This is a genomic window from Streptomyces sp. HUAS MS02 (assembly GCF_055702265.1).
Genome location: NZ_CM146747.1, coordinates 4,266,199 through 4,282,376 on the forward strand (window position 1 = coordinate 4,266,199; position 16,178 = coordinate 4,282,376).

General features: G+C 72.0%; 15 protein-coding genes. 6 read left to right on the plus strand and 9 right to left on the minus strand.

Annotation, left to right across the window (positions count from 1 at the left end; translation table 11 throughout):
* Positions 1 to 5 precede the first annotated feature (5 nt).
* The 3 genes from ACZ9QC_RS18290 to ACZ9QC_RS18300 form a co-directional block, all read right to left on the minus strand.
* On the minus strand, positions 6 to 2,663 hold the full coding sequence (locus ACZ9QC_RS18290) for a serine/threonine-protein kinase (RefSeq protein WP_472921084.1): 2,658 nt from the start codon (positions 2,661 to 2,663) through the stop codon (positions 6 to 8).
* 192 nt (positions 2,664 to 2,855) lie between these two features.
* Positions 2,856 to 3,323 carry a MarR family winged helix-turn-helix transcriptional regulator gene (locus tag ACZ9QC_RS18295; RefSeq protein ID WP_472921085.1) on the minus strand — a complete coding sequence of 156 codons (468 nt, stop codon included), beginning with the start codon at positions 3,321 to 3,323 and terminating at the stop codon, positions 2,856 to 2,858.
* On the minus strand, positions 3,320 to 3,931 hold the full coding sequence (locus ACZ9QC_RS18300; protein ID WP_472921086.1) for a DJ-1/PfpI family protein: 612 nt from the start codon (positions 3,929 to 3,931) through the stop codon (positions 3,320 to 3,322). Before ACZ9QC_RS18300 ends, ACZ9QC_RS18295 begins: the two co-directional genes overlap by 4 nt.
* A 177-nt stretch (positions 3,932 to 4,108) precedes the next feature.
* Between ACZ9QC_RS18300 and ACZ9QC_RS18305 the strand changes: the two genes are divergently transcribed.
* The 4 genes from ACZ9QC_RS18305 (at position 4,109) to ACZ9QC_RS18320 (ending at position 9,575) form a co-directional block, all read left to right on the plus strand.
* A complete protein-coding gene (locus ACZ9QC_RS18305; protein ID WP_472921087.1) occupies positions 4,109 to 5,464 on the plus strand; it encodes an aminotransferase class III-fold pyridoxal phosphate-dependent enzyme in 1,356 nt (451 codons plus the stop codon).
* A gap of 178 nt (positions 5,465 to 5,642) precedes the next feature.
* Positions 5,643 to 6,341, plus strand: a complete 699-nt coding sequence (locus tag ACZ9QC_RS18310; RefSeq protein WP_472921088.1) for a GntR family transcriptional regulator — start codon at positions 5,643 to 5,645, stop codon at positions 6,339 to 6,341.
* A 29-nt stretch (positions 6,342 to 6,370) separates the two neighbouring features.
* A complete protein-coding gene (locus ACZ9QC_RS18315) occupies positions 6,371 to 8,827 on the plus strand; it encodes a dolichyl-phosphate beta-glucosyltransferase (protein WP_472921729.1) in 2,457 nt (818 codons plus the stop codon).
* 97 nt (positions 8,828 to 8,924) lie between these two features.
* A complete protein-coding gene (locus ACZ9QC_RS18320; protein WP_472921089.1) occupies positions 8,925 to 9,575 on the plus strand; it encodes a hypothetical protein in 651 nt (216 codons plus the stop codon).
* A gap of 24 nt (positions 9,576 to 9,599) precedes the next feature.
* Here the strand turns inward: ACZ9QC_RS18320 and ACZ9QC_RS18325 are convergent, their stop codons facing one another.
* Together ACZ9QC_RS18325 and ACZ9QC_RS18330 are read right to left on the minus strand one after the other, a co-directional pair.
* Positions 9,600 to 9,893: a DUF3303 family protein gene (locus tag ACZ9QC_RS18325; RefSeq protein ID WP_215448185.1), complete on the minus strand. Its 294-nt coding sequence runs from the start codon at positions 9,891 to 9,893 to the stop codon at positions 9,600 to 9,602.
* Between the two features lie 111 nt (positions 9,894 to 10,004).
* Positions 10,005 to 11,288 (minus strand): adenylosuccinate synthase, encoded by a 1,284-nt coding sequence (locus tag ACZ9QC_RS18330; RefSeq protein WP_472921090.1) that lies wholly within the window; start codon positions 11,286 to 11,288, stop codon positions 10,005 to 10,007.
* A gap of 197 nt (positions 11,289 to 11,485) precedes the next feature.
* Between ACZ9QC_RS18330 and ACZ9QC_RS18335 the strand changes: the two genes are divergently transcribed.
* The gene (locus tag ACZ9QC_RS18335; RefSeq protein WP_472921091.1) at positions 11,486 to 12,601 is read left to right on the plus strand and encodes a diacylglycerol kinase family protein; all 1,116 of its coding nucleotides are present in this window, start codon (positions 11,486 to 11,488) and stop codon (positions 12,599 to 12,601) included.
* A 105-nt stretch (positions 12,602 to 12,706) separates the two neighbouring features.
* Here the strand turns inward: ACZ9QC_RS18335 and ACZ9QC_RS18340 are convergent, their stop codons facing one another.
* Entirely contained in the window at positions 12,707 to 13,078 is a 372-nt protein-coding gene (locus tag ACZ9QC_RS18340; protein ID WP_472921092.1) for a peptidase inhibitor family I36 protein, read from the minus strand.
* Positions 13,075 to 13,701: a hypothetical protein gene (locus ACZ9QC_RS18345; protein WP_472921093.1), complete on the minus strand. Its 627-nt coding sequence runs from the start codon at positions 13,699 to 13,701 to the stop codon at positions 13,075 to 13,077. The genes ACZ9QC_RS18340 and ACZ9QC_RS18345 overlap by 4 nt, the downstream gene beginning before the upstream one ends.
* Before the next feature lie 602 nt (positions 13,702 to 14,303).
* On the opposite strand from ACZ9QC_RS18345, the gene ACZ9QC_RS18350 reads away from it, so the two are divergent.
* Positions 14,304 to 14,900 carry a hypothetical protein gene (locus ACZ9QC_RS18350; protein ID WP_472921094.1) on the plus strand — a complete coding sequence of 199 codons (597 nt, stop codon included), beginning with the start codon at positions 14,304 to 14,306 and terminating at the stop codon, positions 14,898 to 14,900.
* Positions 14,901 to 15,021: 121 nt separating this feature from the next.
* Here ACZ9QC_RS18350 and ACZ9QC_RS18355 read toward each other — a convergent pair whose 3' ends face one another.
* On the minus strand, positions 15,022 to 15,222 hold the full coding sequence (locus ACZ9QC_RS18355) for a DUF397 domain-containing protein (RefSeq protein ID WP_472921095.1): 201 nt from the start codon (positions 15,220 to 15,222) through the stop codon (positions 15,022 to 15,024).
* Positions 15,219 to 16,088 carry a helix-turn-helix domain-containing protein gene (locus ACZ9QC_RS18360; RefSeq protein ID WP_472921096.1) on the minus strand — a complete coding sequence of 290 codons (870 nt, stop codon included), beginning with the start codon at positions 16,086 to 16,088 and terminating at the stop codon, positions 15,219 to 15,221. Before ACZ9QC_RS18360 ends, ACZ9QC_RS18355 begins: the two co-directional genes overlap by 4 nt.
* Between the last annotated feature and the right edge of the window lie 90 nt (positions 16,089 to 16,178).

A 16,178-nucleotide genomic window follows, 5' to 3' on the forward strand; every position in this document is an offset into this window, starting at 1 on the left:
CCGCTTCAGTCGGTCTTCGTGTACGTCACCGACTTGCCCGCCGTGTCGACGCGGCGGAGCTGTCCGTCGGGCAGGAGGGTGACGGTGGTGGCGGCGCCGGGGGAACAGGACTCGGCCGGTTCGCCGGTGGTGACGGTGGAGGGGCCGATCTGGAGCGGACCGTCGTCGTCCGGTTCGTCCGTGAGCGCCGCCTCGAACACGCAGTGGTACGTGCCGCCGCCGTCGAGCGGACCGTCCGCCGTGAGCGAGAGCACCGTGTCGCCGACCTCACCCTGCCGGATGACGAGCCGACGGGTGTTCGCGCCGTCGAGCGTGGCCTCCCAGGTGCCGAGGAAGTCCTCCGGGACGGTGCCCGCGTCGGGCGACTCGGTGGTCGGGTCCGGCGAGGTCGCGGGGTCCGTGGGCTCGTCGGTCGTCGGCCCCGGCGTCTCGGGCGCGCTCGTCCTCGTACCGCCCTTCGCGTCGTCCTTCTCGCCGCCGTCGCCCCCCTTCTTCATCAGCGCGTACACCGATCCGCCCGCCCCGAGAGCGACCACCAACGCGACGACGACGAGCAGCACGGAGCCGCGCCGGCTCCCGCGCTCCGCTTCGGGACCCCCGCCGGGGCCCGTCCCGGCCCCGGGCCCGTAGGGGGGCTCCGATCCGTAGAAGGGCTCCGGTCCGTACGGCGGGGTCGCGCCCAGCCCCGCCCCGGCGGCGCCTCCGGGCCCCTGACCGCCGCCGTACGGCGGCTGCCCGTACGCCCCGTACGGCGCCTGCGGCCCGCTCTGCGGGTAGCCGTAAGCGGGGGCGGGGGCGGGGCCCTGGCCGTAGCCACCGGCGGGCTGCTGGGTGTACGGCTGCGGGAAGCCGTAGCCGGCGGGCGCGGGCCCCGGGTTGTAACCACCGGGTGCGGCGGGCGCCCCCGCGATCCGTGTCGGCATCTGGTCCGACGGCTCCCCCGGCGGAGGCGGCACGGCGCCCTCGGGCGGGGCGGCATAGTGATCGGCCGGCGAGCCGGGGGCGCCGGGAACTGCCGCCGCCCCAGCCGCCCCACCGGAGTACGGGGACGGGGAAGCGCCCGACGCGGCTCCCGAACCACCGTACGGAGAGTGCGGATCACCCAGCGGATACACGGGCGGAGCCGACGGCGGCCCGGCGGCCCCGGCCGGGGCCGCGGGACCGGCAGACGGTGTACCCGCCAAGGCCGTACCGGCCGACGACCCCGAGGGCGGAGCGGACGGCGCGGTCGCGGGCGGGGTCGACGGCGGGGTCGACGGCGGAGTGGGGAAGTTCGGGGCCTGGCCCGCGGGCCCCGGGTGCGGGCCCGCGGCGGGCGGGGCCGAGGCCGAGGAAGTCGCTGCGGCCGGCTGCCCGGAGTGGCCGGAACCACCCGAAGCCGTAGGCCGACCGCCGACCGCCGGACCTCCCGCCGGACCTCCCGCCGGGCCTCCCGGCGCGCCGAGGCCGCCGCCCGACCCGCCCGGCACACCCGGCCCGCCCGCAGCCGCCGCGCTCGCCCCAGCCGCCGAAGCCGCCGGGCCTCCCGCCCCGCCAAGACCTCCGACAGCCTCTGAACCCCCTGCGGCACCGGAACCACCGGCCCCAGGCGCCCCAAGTGCCCCAGGCGCCCCTGGAACGCCGGGCACCCCCGAAGCCCCCGGCCCTCCCGCTCCCGGGCGCTCGGGCTGCCCGGGCCGCCCCGATCGGCCAGGTTCCCCAAGCTCTCCCGGCTGCCCCTGCTCCCCCGGCCCCCCGCTCTCCTCCGGATCCTCGGCCTCCAGCAAGCGCACCGCGTGCCGACCGAGTTGGGCGACCAGGGCGCTCGGCAGCCACGGGTCGCGGGAGCGGCCGGCGAAGACCGTGTCCTCGGCGCCGGTGCGCTGGAGGATCTGCGCCAGGGTGGGGCGGGCGGCGGGGTCCTTGCGCAGGCAGTCGCGCACGATGTCGTAGAGCCCCTCCGGCAGCCCGTCCAGGTCCGGTTCCTCCTGGGCGATGCGGTACATCAGCGCGTGGACACCGGAGTTGGCGGCGCCGAACGGCAGGTTGCCGGTGGCGGCGTAGGAGAGGACGGAGCCGAGGCAGAAGACGTCGCAGGCGGGGGTGACGCGGTCGCCGCGCACCTGCTCGGGCGCCATGAAACCCGGCGACCCGACGAGCGCTCCGGTGCGCGTCAGCCCGCCGTCCGTGACGGTCTCCAGCGCCCGCGCGATCCCGAAGTCGATGACGCGCGGCCCGTCGATGGTCACCAGCACGTTGGACGGCTTGAGGTCACGGTGGATGAGCCCGGCCGCGTGGATGTCCTCCAGCGCGTGCGCGAGCCCGGCCGCGAGGATGCGTACGGACCGCTCGGGCAGCGCCCCGTGGTCGCGCCCCACCACGGCCTGGAGGGAGGGCCCGGCGACATACCCGGTGGCGACCCACGGGATCCCCGCCTCGGTGTCCGCGTCCAGCACCGGCGCGGTCCAGTACCCGCCGACCTGCCGCGCGGCCCGCACCTCCTGCCGGAACCGCGCCCGGAACTCCTCCTGCTCCGCGAGCTCCCGCCGGACCAGCTTGACGGCGACGGTACGGCCGCGCTCGGACCGGGCCAGGTACACGTTCCCCATGCCGCCGGCCCCCAGCCGGGCGAGCAGCCGGTACGCCCCGATCCGTTGCGGATCCCCGGGCCCGAGCTTCTCCATGGCCACCGTCCCCCCGATTCCCCGTGCCGCCCCGCCGCGTCCGTGGACGCGTGCACGTATCCGTGTCTCCGTGTACTTGTACGTACGGGTACGTCGCCTACGTCGGCAACCTCATCAACGTCGTCTACGTCGCGTACGTGCGCAACGGACCGATCGTAGTGCGGCCGTGCGGGGAGGCGGATGGAGCGGTGTCTACGGTTCCGTAACAGCGTCCGGTGCCGCCGCGAGGTCGTCCAGGACGGCCGACAGCCGTTCCAGCGCCCGCACGGTCGCCGCGAACTCCTCCTCCCCGAGTGCCTGGGCGAGACGGGCGGCCAGGGCCGCGTGGCCCGGGTCGATCCGCTCGATCGCCGCACGGCCGGCGGGGGTCGGCGTGAGGAGTTTGGCGCGACGGTGGGCCGGGTTCGGCAGGTACGCGGCGAGCCCCCGGTCGACGAGGAGGTCGGCGACCCGCTGGACGCTCTGCCGGGTGATGCCCATGGCGCGGGCGACCCCGGCGACCGGCAGCGGCTCGGGCAGCACCGCGCCGAGCACCTGCCACCAGGCGGCCGTGAGCCCGGCGGGGCTCGCCAACTCGTCGGCCACGGAGAGGAACTGGCCGTTGAGCCGGAAGACGCCGAGGGCGGCGCGGCTGAGGAGGTCCTGCTGCTCGCGGCTCACTGTGCCGCCGCCTCCAGCACGGCGTACGCCTCCGCGTCGGAGTCGTGGAAGAGGCGGTACCAGGCGTCGAGGACCTCGCCCTCGTAGACGCCGAGGAGGCGGAGGACCTCGCGGGCGAAGGCGACGGGTTCGGTGGGGCCGGCGGTGACGAGCAGTCCGGAGCCGTCGGTGACGGCGTCCGCGTCGACGTAGCGCTCGCCGCCGGCGTATCCGGTGGCCGCGAGGTAGAAGGGGGCCGCGCTGGTGTGGTCCCGGTCGTCCAGGAGCCCTTCGCGGGCGAGCCCGGCGGTCGCGCCGCAGATCGCGGCGACGGGTACGCCGGCCGCGAGGAACTCCCGCGCCTTCCGGGCGAACGGCGCGAGCGTGTCCCCCGTGTCCCACAGGTCCGCGCCGGTGAGGACGAGCAGGGAGCTGTCCTCGGGCCGCAGCGCTTCCAGTGCCGAGTCGGGCTGGATCCGTACCCCCGCGATCGTCCGCACGGCGTCGGTCCCCTCCCCGACCGTCCTGACCTCGTACCCGCCCCGGGCGAGCCAGGCGGTGGTGTGCCCCGTCTCCCAGTCGGCGTAGGTGTCGTACACGGCGAGCTGAACGGGCTTCCGATTCGTCATGACAGTATCCTGACATGACGACAGTGTGCTGTCAATGAGGAGAGGGAGGGTGGCGTGTCCACTGCGGCTGAGTGGGGCCGAAGAGTTCGCGGGGGCGACACACTGTCGCGACAAACCACCTGCCCGCAGACACAAAGCCGATGTCCCCCACCCACCCCCCACCCCTAGCCTCACCTCATGACCCCTCGCCCCAACCCCCAGGCCGGCGCCCAGGTGAAGGCCACGGACCGCGCGCACGTCTTCCACTCCTGGTCCGCACAGGAACTCATCGACCCCCTCGCCATCGCCGGCGCGGAGGGCTCCTACTTCTGGGACTACGACGGCAACCGCTACCTCGACTTCACCAGCGGCCTCGTCTACACGAACATCGGCTACCAGCACCCGAAGGTCGTCGCGGCCATCCAGCGGCAGGCCGCCACGATGACGACCTTCGCCCCGGCGTTCGCGGTCGAGGCCCGCTCCGAGGCCGCCCGGCTCATCGCGGAACGCACCCCCGGCGACCTGGACAAGATCTTCTTCACCAACGGCGGCGCCGACGCGGTCGAGCACGCCACCCGCATGGCCCGTCTGCACACCGGCCGCCCCAAGGTCCTCGCCGCGTACCGCTCGTACCACGGCGGCACCCAGCAGGCCGTGAACCTCACGGGCGACCCCCGCCGCTGGGCCTCCGACACCGGCACGGCGGGCGTCGTGCACTTCTGGGCGCCGTTCCTCTACCGCACCCGTTTCCACGCGGAGACGGAGGAGCAGGAGTGCGCCCGCGCGCTGGAGCACCTGGAGACGACGATCACCTTCGAGGGGCCGTCGACGATCGCCGCGATCATCCTGGAGACCGTCCCGGGCACGGCCGGGATCATGGTCCCGCCGCCGGGCTATCTGGCCGGGGTCAGGGAGCTGTGCGACAAGTACGGGATCGTGTTCGTCCTCGACGAGGTCATGGCGGGCTTCGGGCGCACCGGCACCTGGTTCGCGGCGGACCTCTTCGACGTCGTGCCCGACCTGATGACCTTCGCCAAGGGCGTGAACTCCGGCTATGTCCCCCTCGGCGGGGTCGCCATCTCCCCCGCGATCGCCGAGACCTTCGCCCGCCGCCCCTACCCCGGCGGTCTCACGTACTCCGGCCACCCGCTGGCGTGTGCGGCCGCCGTCGCGACGATCGGCGTGATGGAGGAGGAGGGCGTCGTCACCAACGCCGCCTCCCTCGGCGCCGCCCTCATCGGGCCCGCCCTCCGCGACCTGGCCGACCGGCACCCCTCCGTGGGCGAGGTGCGCGGCACCGGCATGTTCTGGGCGCTGGAGCTGGTGCGGAACAAGGAGACCCGCGAACCCCTCGTCCCCTACAACGCGACCGGTGAGGCGAACGCCCCCATGCTCGCCTTCGGCGCGGCCGCGAAGGCGGGCGGCCTGTGGCCCTTCATCAACATGAACCGCACCCACGTCGTGCCGGCCTGCAACATCACCGAGGCCGAGGCCAAGGAGGGGCTGGCCGCCCTGGACGCGGCGCTGTCCGTGGCGGACGAGTACACCGTGTGACGCCGTGACAGGCGGCGGTGCCGAGCGGAAGGGCGGAAACTCCTCCCCCGAACCCGAACGCGTAAGGTGACGTGCTCGTAAGAGAACTCGGAAGAGCATTCGGAAGAGAACTCGTCAGAGATCGCAGAGAGCACGTACAGGACGCGTACGCGTACGCGGATGGGGGGCCCAGACCACGATGCCCGGCACCGGCGGCGGCACTGGCGCCGTGACCCGCAGCACCCTGCGGCAGCAGCTCGCGGACGCGCTCCGTGACGAGGTGCTGGCCGGCAGACTCAAGCCCGGGCAGGAGTTCACCGTCAAGGAGATCGCCGAGCAGTACGGCGTCTCGGCGACGCCCGTGCGCGAGGCGCTGGTGGATCTGTCCGCGCAGGGGCTGCTGGACGCCGTGCAGCACCGGGGTTTCGAGGTCCGCGCGTACTCGGTGGCCGACTACCGGAACATGGTCGAGGCCCGCATCCTGGTCACCGACGGCATGTTCCGGCGGCTCGGCGACCGCAAGGTCGACCCGCGTACGGCGGCCGCGCTCGCCGGGATCCGACGGCGCGGCGAGGAGGCGCGGCGGGCCGCGACCGCCGGGGACCTGGACATCCTCATCGGCTACGACCTGCGGTTCTGGCGCGAGTTGAGCGCCCTGTTCGGCAACCCGTACCTCACCGACTTCCTGCACCGGCTGCGTGTGCAGTCCTGGGTGTGCGCGGTGCAGTACCTGCGGCAGGGCTGCCACGGGGCGGACGACCTCAAGGGCCGGCTGTGGGCCGACCACACCGATCTCGTCGACGCCCTCAGCCGCCGGGACGCGCAGAGCGCGCAGGAGATCATCGCCGGTTACGACGAGCAGTCCCTGACGCTTGTGGAACGCCTGGCGGACGGATGAGCACGACCCCGAATACGGGCGACGGACGGATGGGCACGGTTCCGAAGCCGGGCGGCGGGCAGCTGAGCGTCGACCTCTCCGTGATCGTCCCCGCCTACAACGAGCAGGACCGCCTCGCCCCCACGCTCGACGCGATCATCGGTCATCTCTCGGTCACCGAGGCCGCCGCCCGCTGGGAGATCATCGTCGTCGACGACGGGTCGACCGACGCGACGGCCGAGGTCGTGGCCGCCGTCACCGCCCGCGACGCACGGGTGCAGCTGGTCTCCGGCGGCCCCCGCAACCGGGGCAAGGGGCACGCCCTGCGCCTCGGTGTCCTCGCCTCGCACGGCCGCCGGGTGCTGCTCACGGACGCCGATCTCTCCGCGCCCATCGACGAGTTGGAGCGGCTCGACAAGGCGCTCTCCGACGGCCACACGGCGGCGATCGGCTCGCGCGAGGCGCCCGGCGCCAGCATCGAGCGCCACCAGCACCGGCTGCGCGAGACGCTCGGCCGGGCCGGCAACTTCCTGATACGCGGCGTCGCGGTGCCCGGCATCCGCGACACCCAGTGCGGCTTCAAGCTGTTCGACGGCGACCGTGCCCGCGAGGCCTTCGCCGCCTCCCGACTCGACGGGTTCGGGATCGACGTGGAGATCCTGCGGTACTTCCACCGCAGCGGCTGGCCCGTCGCCGAGGTCCCCGTCCGCTGGTCCCACCAGCCCGGTTCGAAGATCCGCCCGAGCGACTACGCCCGGGTCCTCGGCGAACTCGCCGCCCTGCGGGCCCGTTCCGTCCGCCGGGCCGACGTCCTCGCGGTCCTGGGCTTCCTGCTGATGGCGGTGACCCTCTACATCGGCCGCTGGACCGACCCGAACGGCCGCTACCTCCCCGACTCCCTCCAGGACCAGAACCAGTGGGAGTGGTTCTTCGCGGTCACGGCCGACAACCTCGTCCACTTCCGCAACCCGCTCTTCACCACCTTCCAGGGCTTCCCCGACGGCGTGAACCTGATGGCCAACACGGTCATGCTCGGCCTGTCGGTGCCCTTCGCGCCCGTCACGCTCCTCCTCGGCCCGGCGGTCTCGCTCGCCCTGGTCATGACCCTGGGCCTCGCCGCCACGGCCGGCGCCTGGTACTGGCTGATCGTCAAACGGGTCGTACGGCACCGGGGCGCGGCCTTCGCCGGAGCGTCCCTCGCCGCGTTCGCGCCGCCGATGGTCAGCCACGCCAACGGGCACCCGAACTTCGTCGTCCTGTTCATGCTCCCGCTGATCGTCGACCGGGCGCTGCGCCTGTGCACGGGCGCCCGGACCCGGCGGGACGGAATCGTCCTCGGCCTGATGGCGGCCTACCAGATATTCCTCGGCGAGGAGCCCCTCCTCCTCGCCGCGATGGGCATGCTGCTGTTCGCCGTCGCGTACGGCCTGGCCCGCCCGGACGTGGCCCGCACGTCCTGGCGCCCGCTGCTGAAGGGCCTCGGCATCGCGCTCGTCGTGGCCCTCCCCCTCGTCACCTTCCCGCTCTCCTGGCAGTTCTTCGGCCCGCAGAGCTACGGCAACATCGCGCACGGCGCGAACTCCGGCAACAGCCCGCTCGCGCTTCTCTCCTTCGCCGAACGCTCCCTCCTCGCGGGCGACCGCGACCGCGCGGACGCGCTCTCCCTCAACATCACCGAACAGAACGCCTTCTACGGCTGGCCCCTGGTCCTGCTGGCCCTCGGCATCGTCGTACGGCTGTGGGAGCGCCCCCTGGTGAAGGCGCTCGCCGCCACCGCCTTCGCCGCCGCCGTGCTCTCCCTCGGCCCCGAGTTCCGCCTGCCGCAGACGGACCTGGTCCTGCCCGGCCCGTGGGCGCTGCTGGCGGAGAAGCCGCTCTTCGAGTCGGTCATCGAGGGCCGGGTGGCGATGATCTGCGCCCCGGTGCTGGGCATGCTGCTGGCGATCGCCTGCGAACGCCTGGCGGCGACCCCCTCCCTCGGCACCCGCTACGTCGGCTTCCTGTCCGTCACCCTCGCCCTGCTGCCGATCGTCCCGGCCCCGCTGAAGTCCGTGGACCGCGCCGAGGTCCCGGCGTTCTTCGCGGACGGCACATGGCGCTCGTACGTCGACGCCTCGGCCGGCGAGACCCTGGTGCCGGTGCCGCTGCCGGACCCGGGCAACGCGGAGGCGCTGCGCTGGCAGACCACGGCGGACTTCGGGTTCCGGATGCCCGGCGGCTACTTCAACGGCCCGTTCGGCGAGGACCGTGTCGGCATCTACGGCGCCGTCCCCCGCCACACCTCCAACCTGCTGCGTGACGTCCGCTACACCGGCAAGGTCCCGGTGATCGGGGAGAACTGGCAGGCGCAGGCGCGCAGGGACTTCGCGTACTGGCACGCGGGTGCGCTGGTCCTGCGCCCGCAGCCGTACGACGAACAGCTGCGGGAGGCCGTGGACAAGCTGGTCGGCCGCCCCGGGAGGTGGGTGGCCGGAGTGTGGGTATGGGACCTGCACGAAGGGGACTGAAGGCGCGTCCAGCGACTACGCTTCCCTGACCACTGTGTGCCGTACGCGAACGTATCCCTACCGTGCGTGTGCGGCCGGATGACCGAGGAGTTCTCTTTTGGCCTGTGACCTCTGGTTGGTCCCGCTCGTCGACGTGCTGTGCCACACGCCCGACAACCCCTTCGCCGAGGAACTCGCGCTCTACAACAAGCTGCTGGGCGAGGCCGGGCTGCCACCGGTTCCGGTGTACCAGTACATGCCGGGGCTGACCGGCGAGGTCGCCCCCGTCGCGGGTTTCGACTACGACGCGCTGCATTTCCTGCGCCGCGCCTATCTGTTGCAGGTGTGCGGGCTCGCGGTGACCCCGGTGGACGCGCTGGGCGGGGACTACGAGCAGCTCCTGGAGATGTTCGAGGGCACGGCCCAGCAGTCACACCTGGTATGGCACTACGACCACGCGGGCGCCTACGTCCCCGTCGACTTCCCGCAGCCCCTCTCCAGCGACGAACTCCTCGCCGGCGGCGGCCCCCTGGGCTCCTCCCAGGGCCTGCTGCGGGAACTGGAGTTCGTGGCCCCGGCCATCGGCATCGACCCGGCGAACCCCCCGGCACCGCCCGAGGCGCCGCTCACGCCCACGGAGTTGGAGGAACCGGCCGTCCCGCCGCCCTACGACCCCAGCCCGTTCGCCCGCGAACGGCACGTCTGGCTGGGCCTGCACGCGGCGACGACCCGCAGTCTGGCGCAGGGCTCGATGATCGTCTTCAGCTGAGCCCCGGTTCTCGACGACTTGGGCTCAGCGTCCCAGTGCCGCGAGGCCCTTCTGCATGTCCTCCGCGTTCATGACCGGGGTGTACGTGACCTCGGCGCCCATTTCGAGGAAGAACGGCTCGGCGATGGCGGGCATCTGCGAGCTGTCCTGCATGTCGAAGACCAGGTAACAGGTGCGCTGCCCACCGTCGGCGGTGAAGTACGCGGCCTCCGGCTTCACCTGCTCCATGGAGGCCTGCATCAGCTTCCCCAGAGTCCCGTTCCGAATGGCCTCGTTCGACTTCTCGGTGTCCAGCCGGGCCTTGAGCATCATCCGCATCACAACCACTTCCTCGGCTAGCCCGATATGCACACATTCGCGCACGTTTCCAGGATAGGCCCGGCCGGGCACGCCTGCGCGTGCCCGGCCGGGGCGGGAAGCGGGGTGGAGCTAGAGGAACGAGTTGATCTCGATCGTCTCGTCGCGGCCCGGGCCCACGCCGATCGCGGAGATCGGGGCGCCGGACATCTCCTCCAGTGCCTTGACGTACGCCTGGGCGTTCTTGGGCAGGTCGGAGAAGGACTTGGCCGAGGCGATGTCCTCGGACCAGCCCGGCAGGGTCTCGTAGATCGGCTTCGCGTGGTGGAAGTCGGACTGCGAGTACGGCAGTTCCTCGACGCGCTTGCCGTCGATCTCGTACGCGACGCAGACGGGGATCTGCTCCCAGCCCGTGAGGACGTCGAGCTTGGTGAGGAAGAAGTCCGTCAGGCCGTTCACGCGGGTCGCGTAGCGGGCGATGACCGCGTCGAACCAGCCGCAGCGGCGGTCACGGCCGGTGGTCACACCCCGCTCGTGGCCGATGCGGCGCAGCGCCTCGCCGTCCTCGTCGAACAGCTCCGTGGGGAACGGACCGGCGCCGACGCGGGTGGTGTACGCCTTGAGGATGCCGATGACCCGGCTGATCTTCGTCGGGCCGACGCCCGCGCCCGTGCAGGCGCCGCCGGCCGTCGGGTTCGACGAGGTCACGAAGGGGTACGTGCCGTGGTCGATGTCCAGGAGCGTGCCCTGGCCGCCCTCGAACAGGACGACCTTGTCCTCCTCCAGCGCCTGGTTCAGCACCAGGACGGTGTCGGCGACGAACGGCGCCAGCTTCTCCGCGTAGCCCAGCAGCTCCTCGACGACCTGGTCCACGGCGATCGCGCGGCGGTTGTAGAGCTTGGTGAGGAGCTGGTTCTTGACGTCGAGGGCCGCCTCGACCTTCTGCGTCAGGATCGACTCGTCGTACAGGTCCTGGACCCGGATGCCCACGCGGTTGATCTTGTCGGCGTAGGTCGGGCCGATGCCCCGCCCCGTCGTGCCGATCTTGCGCTTACCGAGGAAACGTTCCGTGACCTTGTCCACGGTGACGTTGTACGGCGTGATGATGTGAGCGTTGCCGCTGATCAGGAGCTTGGACGTGTCGACGCCGCGCTCGTTCAGACCGCTCAGCTCGGAGAGCAGGACCGACGGGTCGACGACGACTCCGTTGCCGATGACCGGCGTGCAGCCGGGGGAGAGAATCCCGGAAGGGAGAAGGTGGAGGGCGTACTTCTGGTCACCCACGACTACCGTGTGGCCGGCGTTGTTGCCGCCCTGGTAGCGCACCACGTAGTCAACGGATCCGCCTAGCAGGTCCGTCGCCTTTCCCTTGCCTTCGTCACCCCACTGAGCACCGAGCAGCACAAGTGCGGGCACGCGCGTACACCCCTTCCGGGCGGGGCATGTCCAAGGTCGGGGGCGTACGCGATGGCTTGTTACCGTCGCGTGCGCCGCGACCGTCGTTGGCCGCACACTGTGGACCCGGATGCCCCGGAATAGACGAAGCCCCTGGCGCAATAGCGCAAGGGGCTCTTGCACAAAGATGCTACCCGAGGAAGCGAGGCAGGACCGAGGTGGCGACTGACGACCAGCTCCTCGTGGTCATCGACCCCCTCGCCCGTCGCACGGACGGCGAGGCCGTACGGATCGCGAAAGACGTGCTCAGCGCGGGTGCGGCGAGTACGAAGGTGTGCCTTCCGGAAGGGCCCGAGGAATTCGCGCGGGCCCTCTCGCGGCGCGGTTCCCGGCGCCCGGTGGTGGTCGGCGACGACCGCGCGCTGCTGCGGGCGGTGGCTCATCTGCATCGGCGACGGGAGCTGGCGGGGTGCGCGCTCTCCCTGGTTCCCGTGGGCTCCGCCCTGGGGCTCGCCCATTCCCTGGGCGTGCCCACCGGCGCGGTCGCGGCGGCCCGCGCCGCCCTCGACGGCGTCGAGCGGCGGCTGGATCTGCTCGTCGACGACAGCGACGGCGTGGTCCTGGGCGCCCTGCGCATCCCGGCCCTGCCGGGCGCGCCCCCGGGGGACACGCCGGAGGCGGGCGGGCCGACGGCGGGCACGGCCCCGCCGGGCACTGGCAGGGGCGGCACGGCCCCGGGATCCGACAGGGGCACGGCTCCGGGCCGGGCCGGGCCGGCCTCCGGGACGGGAACCGGCTCCTCCCCGACAGGCTTTTCGGGTACGGGGGCGGGCCGGGAGGCGGGCAGCGGCGCGGGGCCGGACGGGGCGAGCCGGTCCGGGGACGGGTCGGCCGACGGTTGTGCGTCACCGCCGTCGGGCTCCCACTTCTGGCTGCGCGCCTGGCCGCAGTCCCTCGCCCGTACGTTGTCGACGCGTCCGGCGATACCCGCCCGGATGTCCCGTCCGCTGCGGCCCTCGCGCATACGGGTCGCCGCCGGGGGCGGACCCGGGCCCTCGCGGCTGCGGGTGGAGGTGGACGGGGTGATCCTCGTCGACCTGGACCAGCCCGTGGAGGCCGTGTCCGTCATGCCCGGCGTCGACGGCGGCGCCGACGTCGAGATCCGGCCGGTGTCGGTGGGCGCCGAGGCGGCCCCGCTGCTGGCGACCGGCCACCGGGTGACCGTCTCCGGCGCGGACTTCCGCTACCGGGCGGACTCCCTGGTGGCAGGCCCGGTGCGGACACGGACGTGGACGGTACGGGAGGCGGCGTGGGGGCTGACGCTGCCGGGGTGAAGGTGACCCGGGTGGTTCGCCTGGCGGCGTAGGGGGGCGGGCGTGCGTGGGGGCGCCCGGCGGGTGCCGGGCGCCCCTGGGTCATCGGATCACCGGGTCACTGGGTCAGCAGCTCATGGCCCAGGTGTGGGAGTCGCCGTTGTCGTTGGCGGCGCCGTTGTAGCCGACCTCCTGGCCGGGGGTGAGGCAGATGGTCATGTGCCCGCCGAGGTGGGCGCGGGAGTACACCCTGACGTGGTCCTTGACGCCGGGGCCGGAGACGCCGTGGTTGGCCCAGGAGGAGTCCTGGTCGGCGATGTTGCTCTCCCACCAGCGGTCGTCGCCGGGCCACTCGACCTTCATGCCGCCGAAATTGGCGTCGGTCCAGACACAGAAGTTGCCGGTGCCGCAGGCGGCGGCCTGAGCGGGCGCGGACGACGCGAGAACCAGTCCGGCGGAGAAGAGCAGGGCGGAGACCAGGGCGGTGAAGCGCTTCATTGTGGTGTGTTTCCCTTCGGGGGTGGGGGGTTGGTACCGCGGTTGGTACTGCCGATCAGAGAGGTGGCTTCGGTGAGGGCCCGGGAGCGCAGCCGCCGCCATTCGGCGAGTTCCGTACGCCGGTCCGCGCGGACCTCGGCGAGGGTGCGGTCGGTGTGGGCGGCCTCGGGAGCGAGGTTGTTGACGATCGTCGACGTACGGAACCAGCGGCTCTGGTCGCCGTAGAGGCGCCGCTGGGCCTCGGCCAGGCAGCCGTCGGTGTGGGCGCGGACGACGTGCCCCGTGGGCAGCCGCAACGACAGCTCCGTACGCCCCGCGCCGAACATGGCCTCCGCGACACGCGTCCGCCCGACGCCCGGCGGGCCGCTCTGCCCGGGCCGCGGCGGGGTGAGCCCCTGCCGGGTGAGGCAGTCGTCGGTCAGCCGCTGGGTCGCCGCCTTGATGACGTCGTCCGGGGAGAACCGGGGCGGCGGGGCCGACGCCGAGGGGGTCGGCGGGGCCGGAGAACAGGCGGTACCGGCGCCGAGGAGCAGCCCACAGACGAGGAGCACGGCGGGGGGCGTGGCGGAGGTGCGGACGCGGATGCGGGTGAGGAGGGCGACGGGGAGGACGGGTCGGCGCATGGGAGGGAGTTCCCGGAAACGGTGGTCGGTCGACAGGGGCCAGCCACAGCTGACACGGCGACCTGCCCATCGCGCACGCCGATATGCCCGTTTCCACCCGTACCGGCGAGCGTGCGGGGGGCGCGTGTTGCCGACGTCGCGACCCACACCGGAGGGCCGACGACGATATGCGCCGCCAGGCCCGCACGAGGGCGCGACACGCCGTCGCGATCACTTCCCGGAGACGGATTTCACGCGGCAGGGCGTACGGCCTTCCGGCAGGCAGTTACCGGCTCTTGAGGAACTGTCAGATACAAGCCAGAGCCGCGACCTGACGTTAATTCAGGGAGCGAGTACGTCCCGGCGCCCCCAAGAGGGTGACGACGTGTCAGCGTGTGCGGGTGTAGGTCGCGCCCGAATTCGAAATACCAGCTCATCGCCATATTTTGATGAGGCGTCAGGCACGCCGATCGTCACCCGTCAGAGCGACCGTTCATGCGGCCGTTCGGCCTCTTTTCCGGCCCCACCCCAGCCCTCCTCGAAATGACAGCGGAAATGGCCGTCATTACGTTCGTTCTCGTCGGCAGGTCCTGTCGATGAGAACGAAGAGAAGGGGAAGTGCATTGCGCACTCGTAAGATCACAGTGATCGCCGCCTCCGTCGGCGTGGCAGTCGCGGCAGCCACCGGTGTCACCTACGCCAGCTCCGCCCTGGAGTCGGCCCCCAAGTCCGCCTCGGCCGTCGCCGACGCCGCCCCGGCCCCCCGCGGCGGCAACGGCACGGGCACCAGCGCCGGCTCGAACGCGGCCAACGCCCCGGCCGACGCGGGCGCGTCGGACAGCTTCAACGGGCCCCGTAAGGGCAACGAGGGCCGCGGTCCGGGTCGTGGCGAGCGCCGGGACGAGGGTCAGATCCAGGTCAACGAGCGCGTGTACGGCGCCGAGCCGGGGTCCTGCATCGCGGTGGTCAACGTACGCCACGGGCAGAGCCAGAGGCAGGTCGCGGGCCAGGATCAGGGACAGGGACGGGTGGGCGCCGACAGCTTCAACATCCGGAACGACAGCGACAAGACCGTCGAATTCTTCAACGGGATCACCTGCGACAACGGGGCTCCCGTCGCCACGGTCGGCCCGCACAGCTCCAGCAGCGCGGTCGAAGGGGACCGGGAGGGACAGCTCCTCATCGGCAGCTTCCGCGTCGTCGGAAACGGCCACCACTAGTGATAGCCGAGAGGGCAAGCGCTCACCCCGGCATACCCAGTACCGGAAGCCCCGGCTCGCCGTAATCGAGCCGGGGTTCCGGCGCGGGGGTATCCCTACGGGATGACCATTTCCATGGTAGTCAGCGCGGCACGGCCGTTCCGGCGACGCCGCCGAGAAAAGCGTGCCATCCGGTGGGCGAGATGTGCAGGAGAGGGCCGTGGGGATTCTTGCTGTCGCGGATGACTCGGCCGCCGTTGGACACGAGGGCGACCTCGACGCATTCGCCTTGTGACGTGGAGTGCGAAGACTTCCGGAAGGGGCCTATGAACTCAGGGGTCACGATGCATCGTCCTTGCTTCTCTGTAGTGCGCGCCGGATGAGCCGCGCGCTCGCGTCCGGTGCCAGCGCGGCCGATCGTAGTTGGTCGAAGGCAAGGGTGTAAGCGGCGAGATCCTCGGGTGCCTCAAGGATGGAGGTCCCCCGCAGGTTGTCCAACGTCACCGCCTCCACGACCGGTTCGACGTCGAAGCTGAAGGAGGCGAACGCGGAGATCTCACCAGCGAGCGTCCCCGCACTCACGGGGAGGACCTGAATGGTGACGTTCTTCCGCTGCCCGACCTCCAGGATGCGTTCGAGTTGCTCGCGGTGGCTCTCGGCGCGGATCAAGGGATGAATGATCACGGGCTCCCAGATAATGGCCGTGTACGCCGCCTCCCCCTCGTCGATCTTCTCCTGCCGCGCCTCGCGCACCTTGACGAGCTGGGCCACGCGTTCCGGAGGGACATAGCTGGGCCCGGAGGTGATGACGGACTCCGCGTAGGCGGGCGTCTGCAGCAGGCCCGGCACCAGCACCTGGGCCCAGACCCGGATATGGGTCGCATCGCTTTCCAGAGAGATGTAGTCGAGGTAATTCGGCCGCAGGTGCTCGGCATGTTCGAGCCACCACCCCCGGTGCTTGGACCTCTTCGCCAAGTCCTCCAGTTTGGCCAGGACTTCAGGGTCGTCGACGCCGTACGCGTTCAGCAGCACGCGGATCTCGAGGATGCGCGCGGTCACATGCCCGCTCTCTATGCGACTGATCCGAGTCTGATGCACCCCGAGTACGTCCGCCGCCTGCGGCTGATCCAACTTGGCGGCCTGCCTGTACCTCTTGAGCGCGGCACCAAGTCGCCTGCTGCGTACGGTCGGCCGTCCCCCTGCGGGCATTGCTTCCCCTCTCCGGCGAGGTTTCAGAGCCACCACTCTAGGGCTGGGATCGCGCTCAGCAACCCCCGTTAGTGCATACATGCTCTTCAT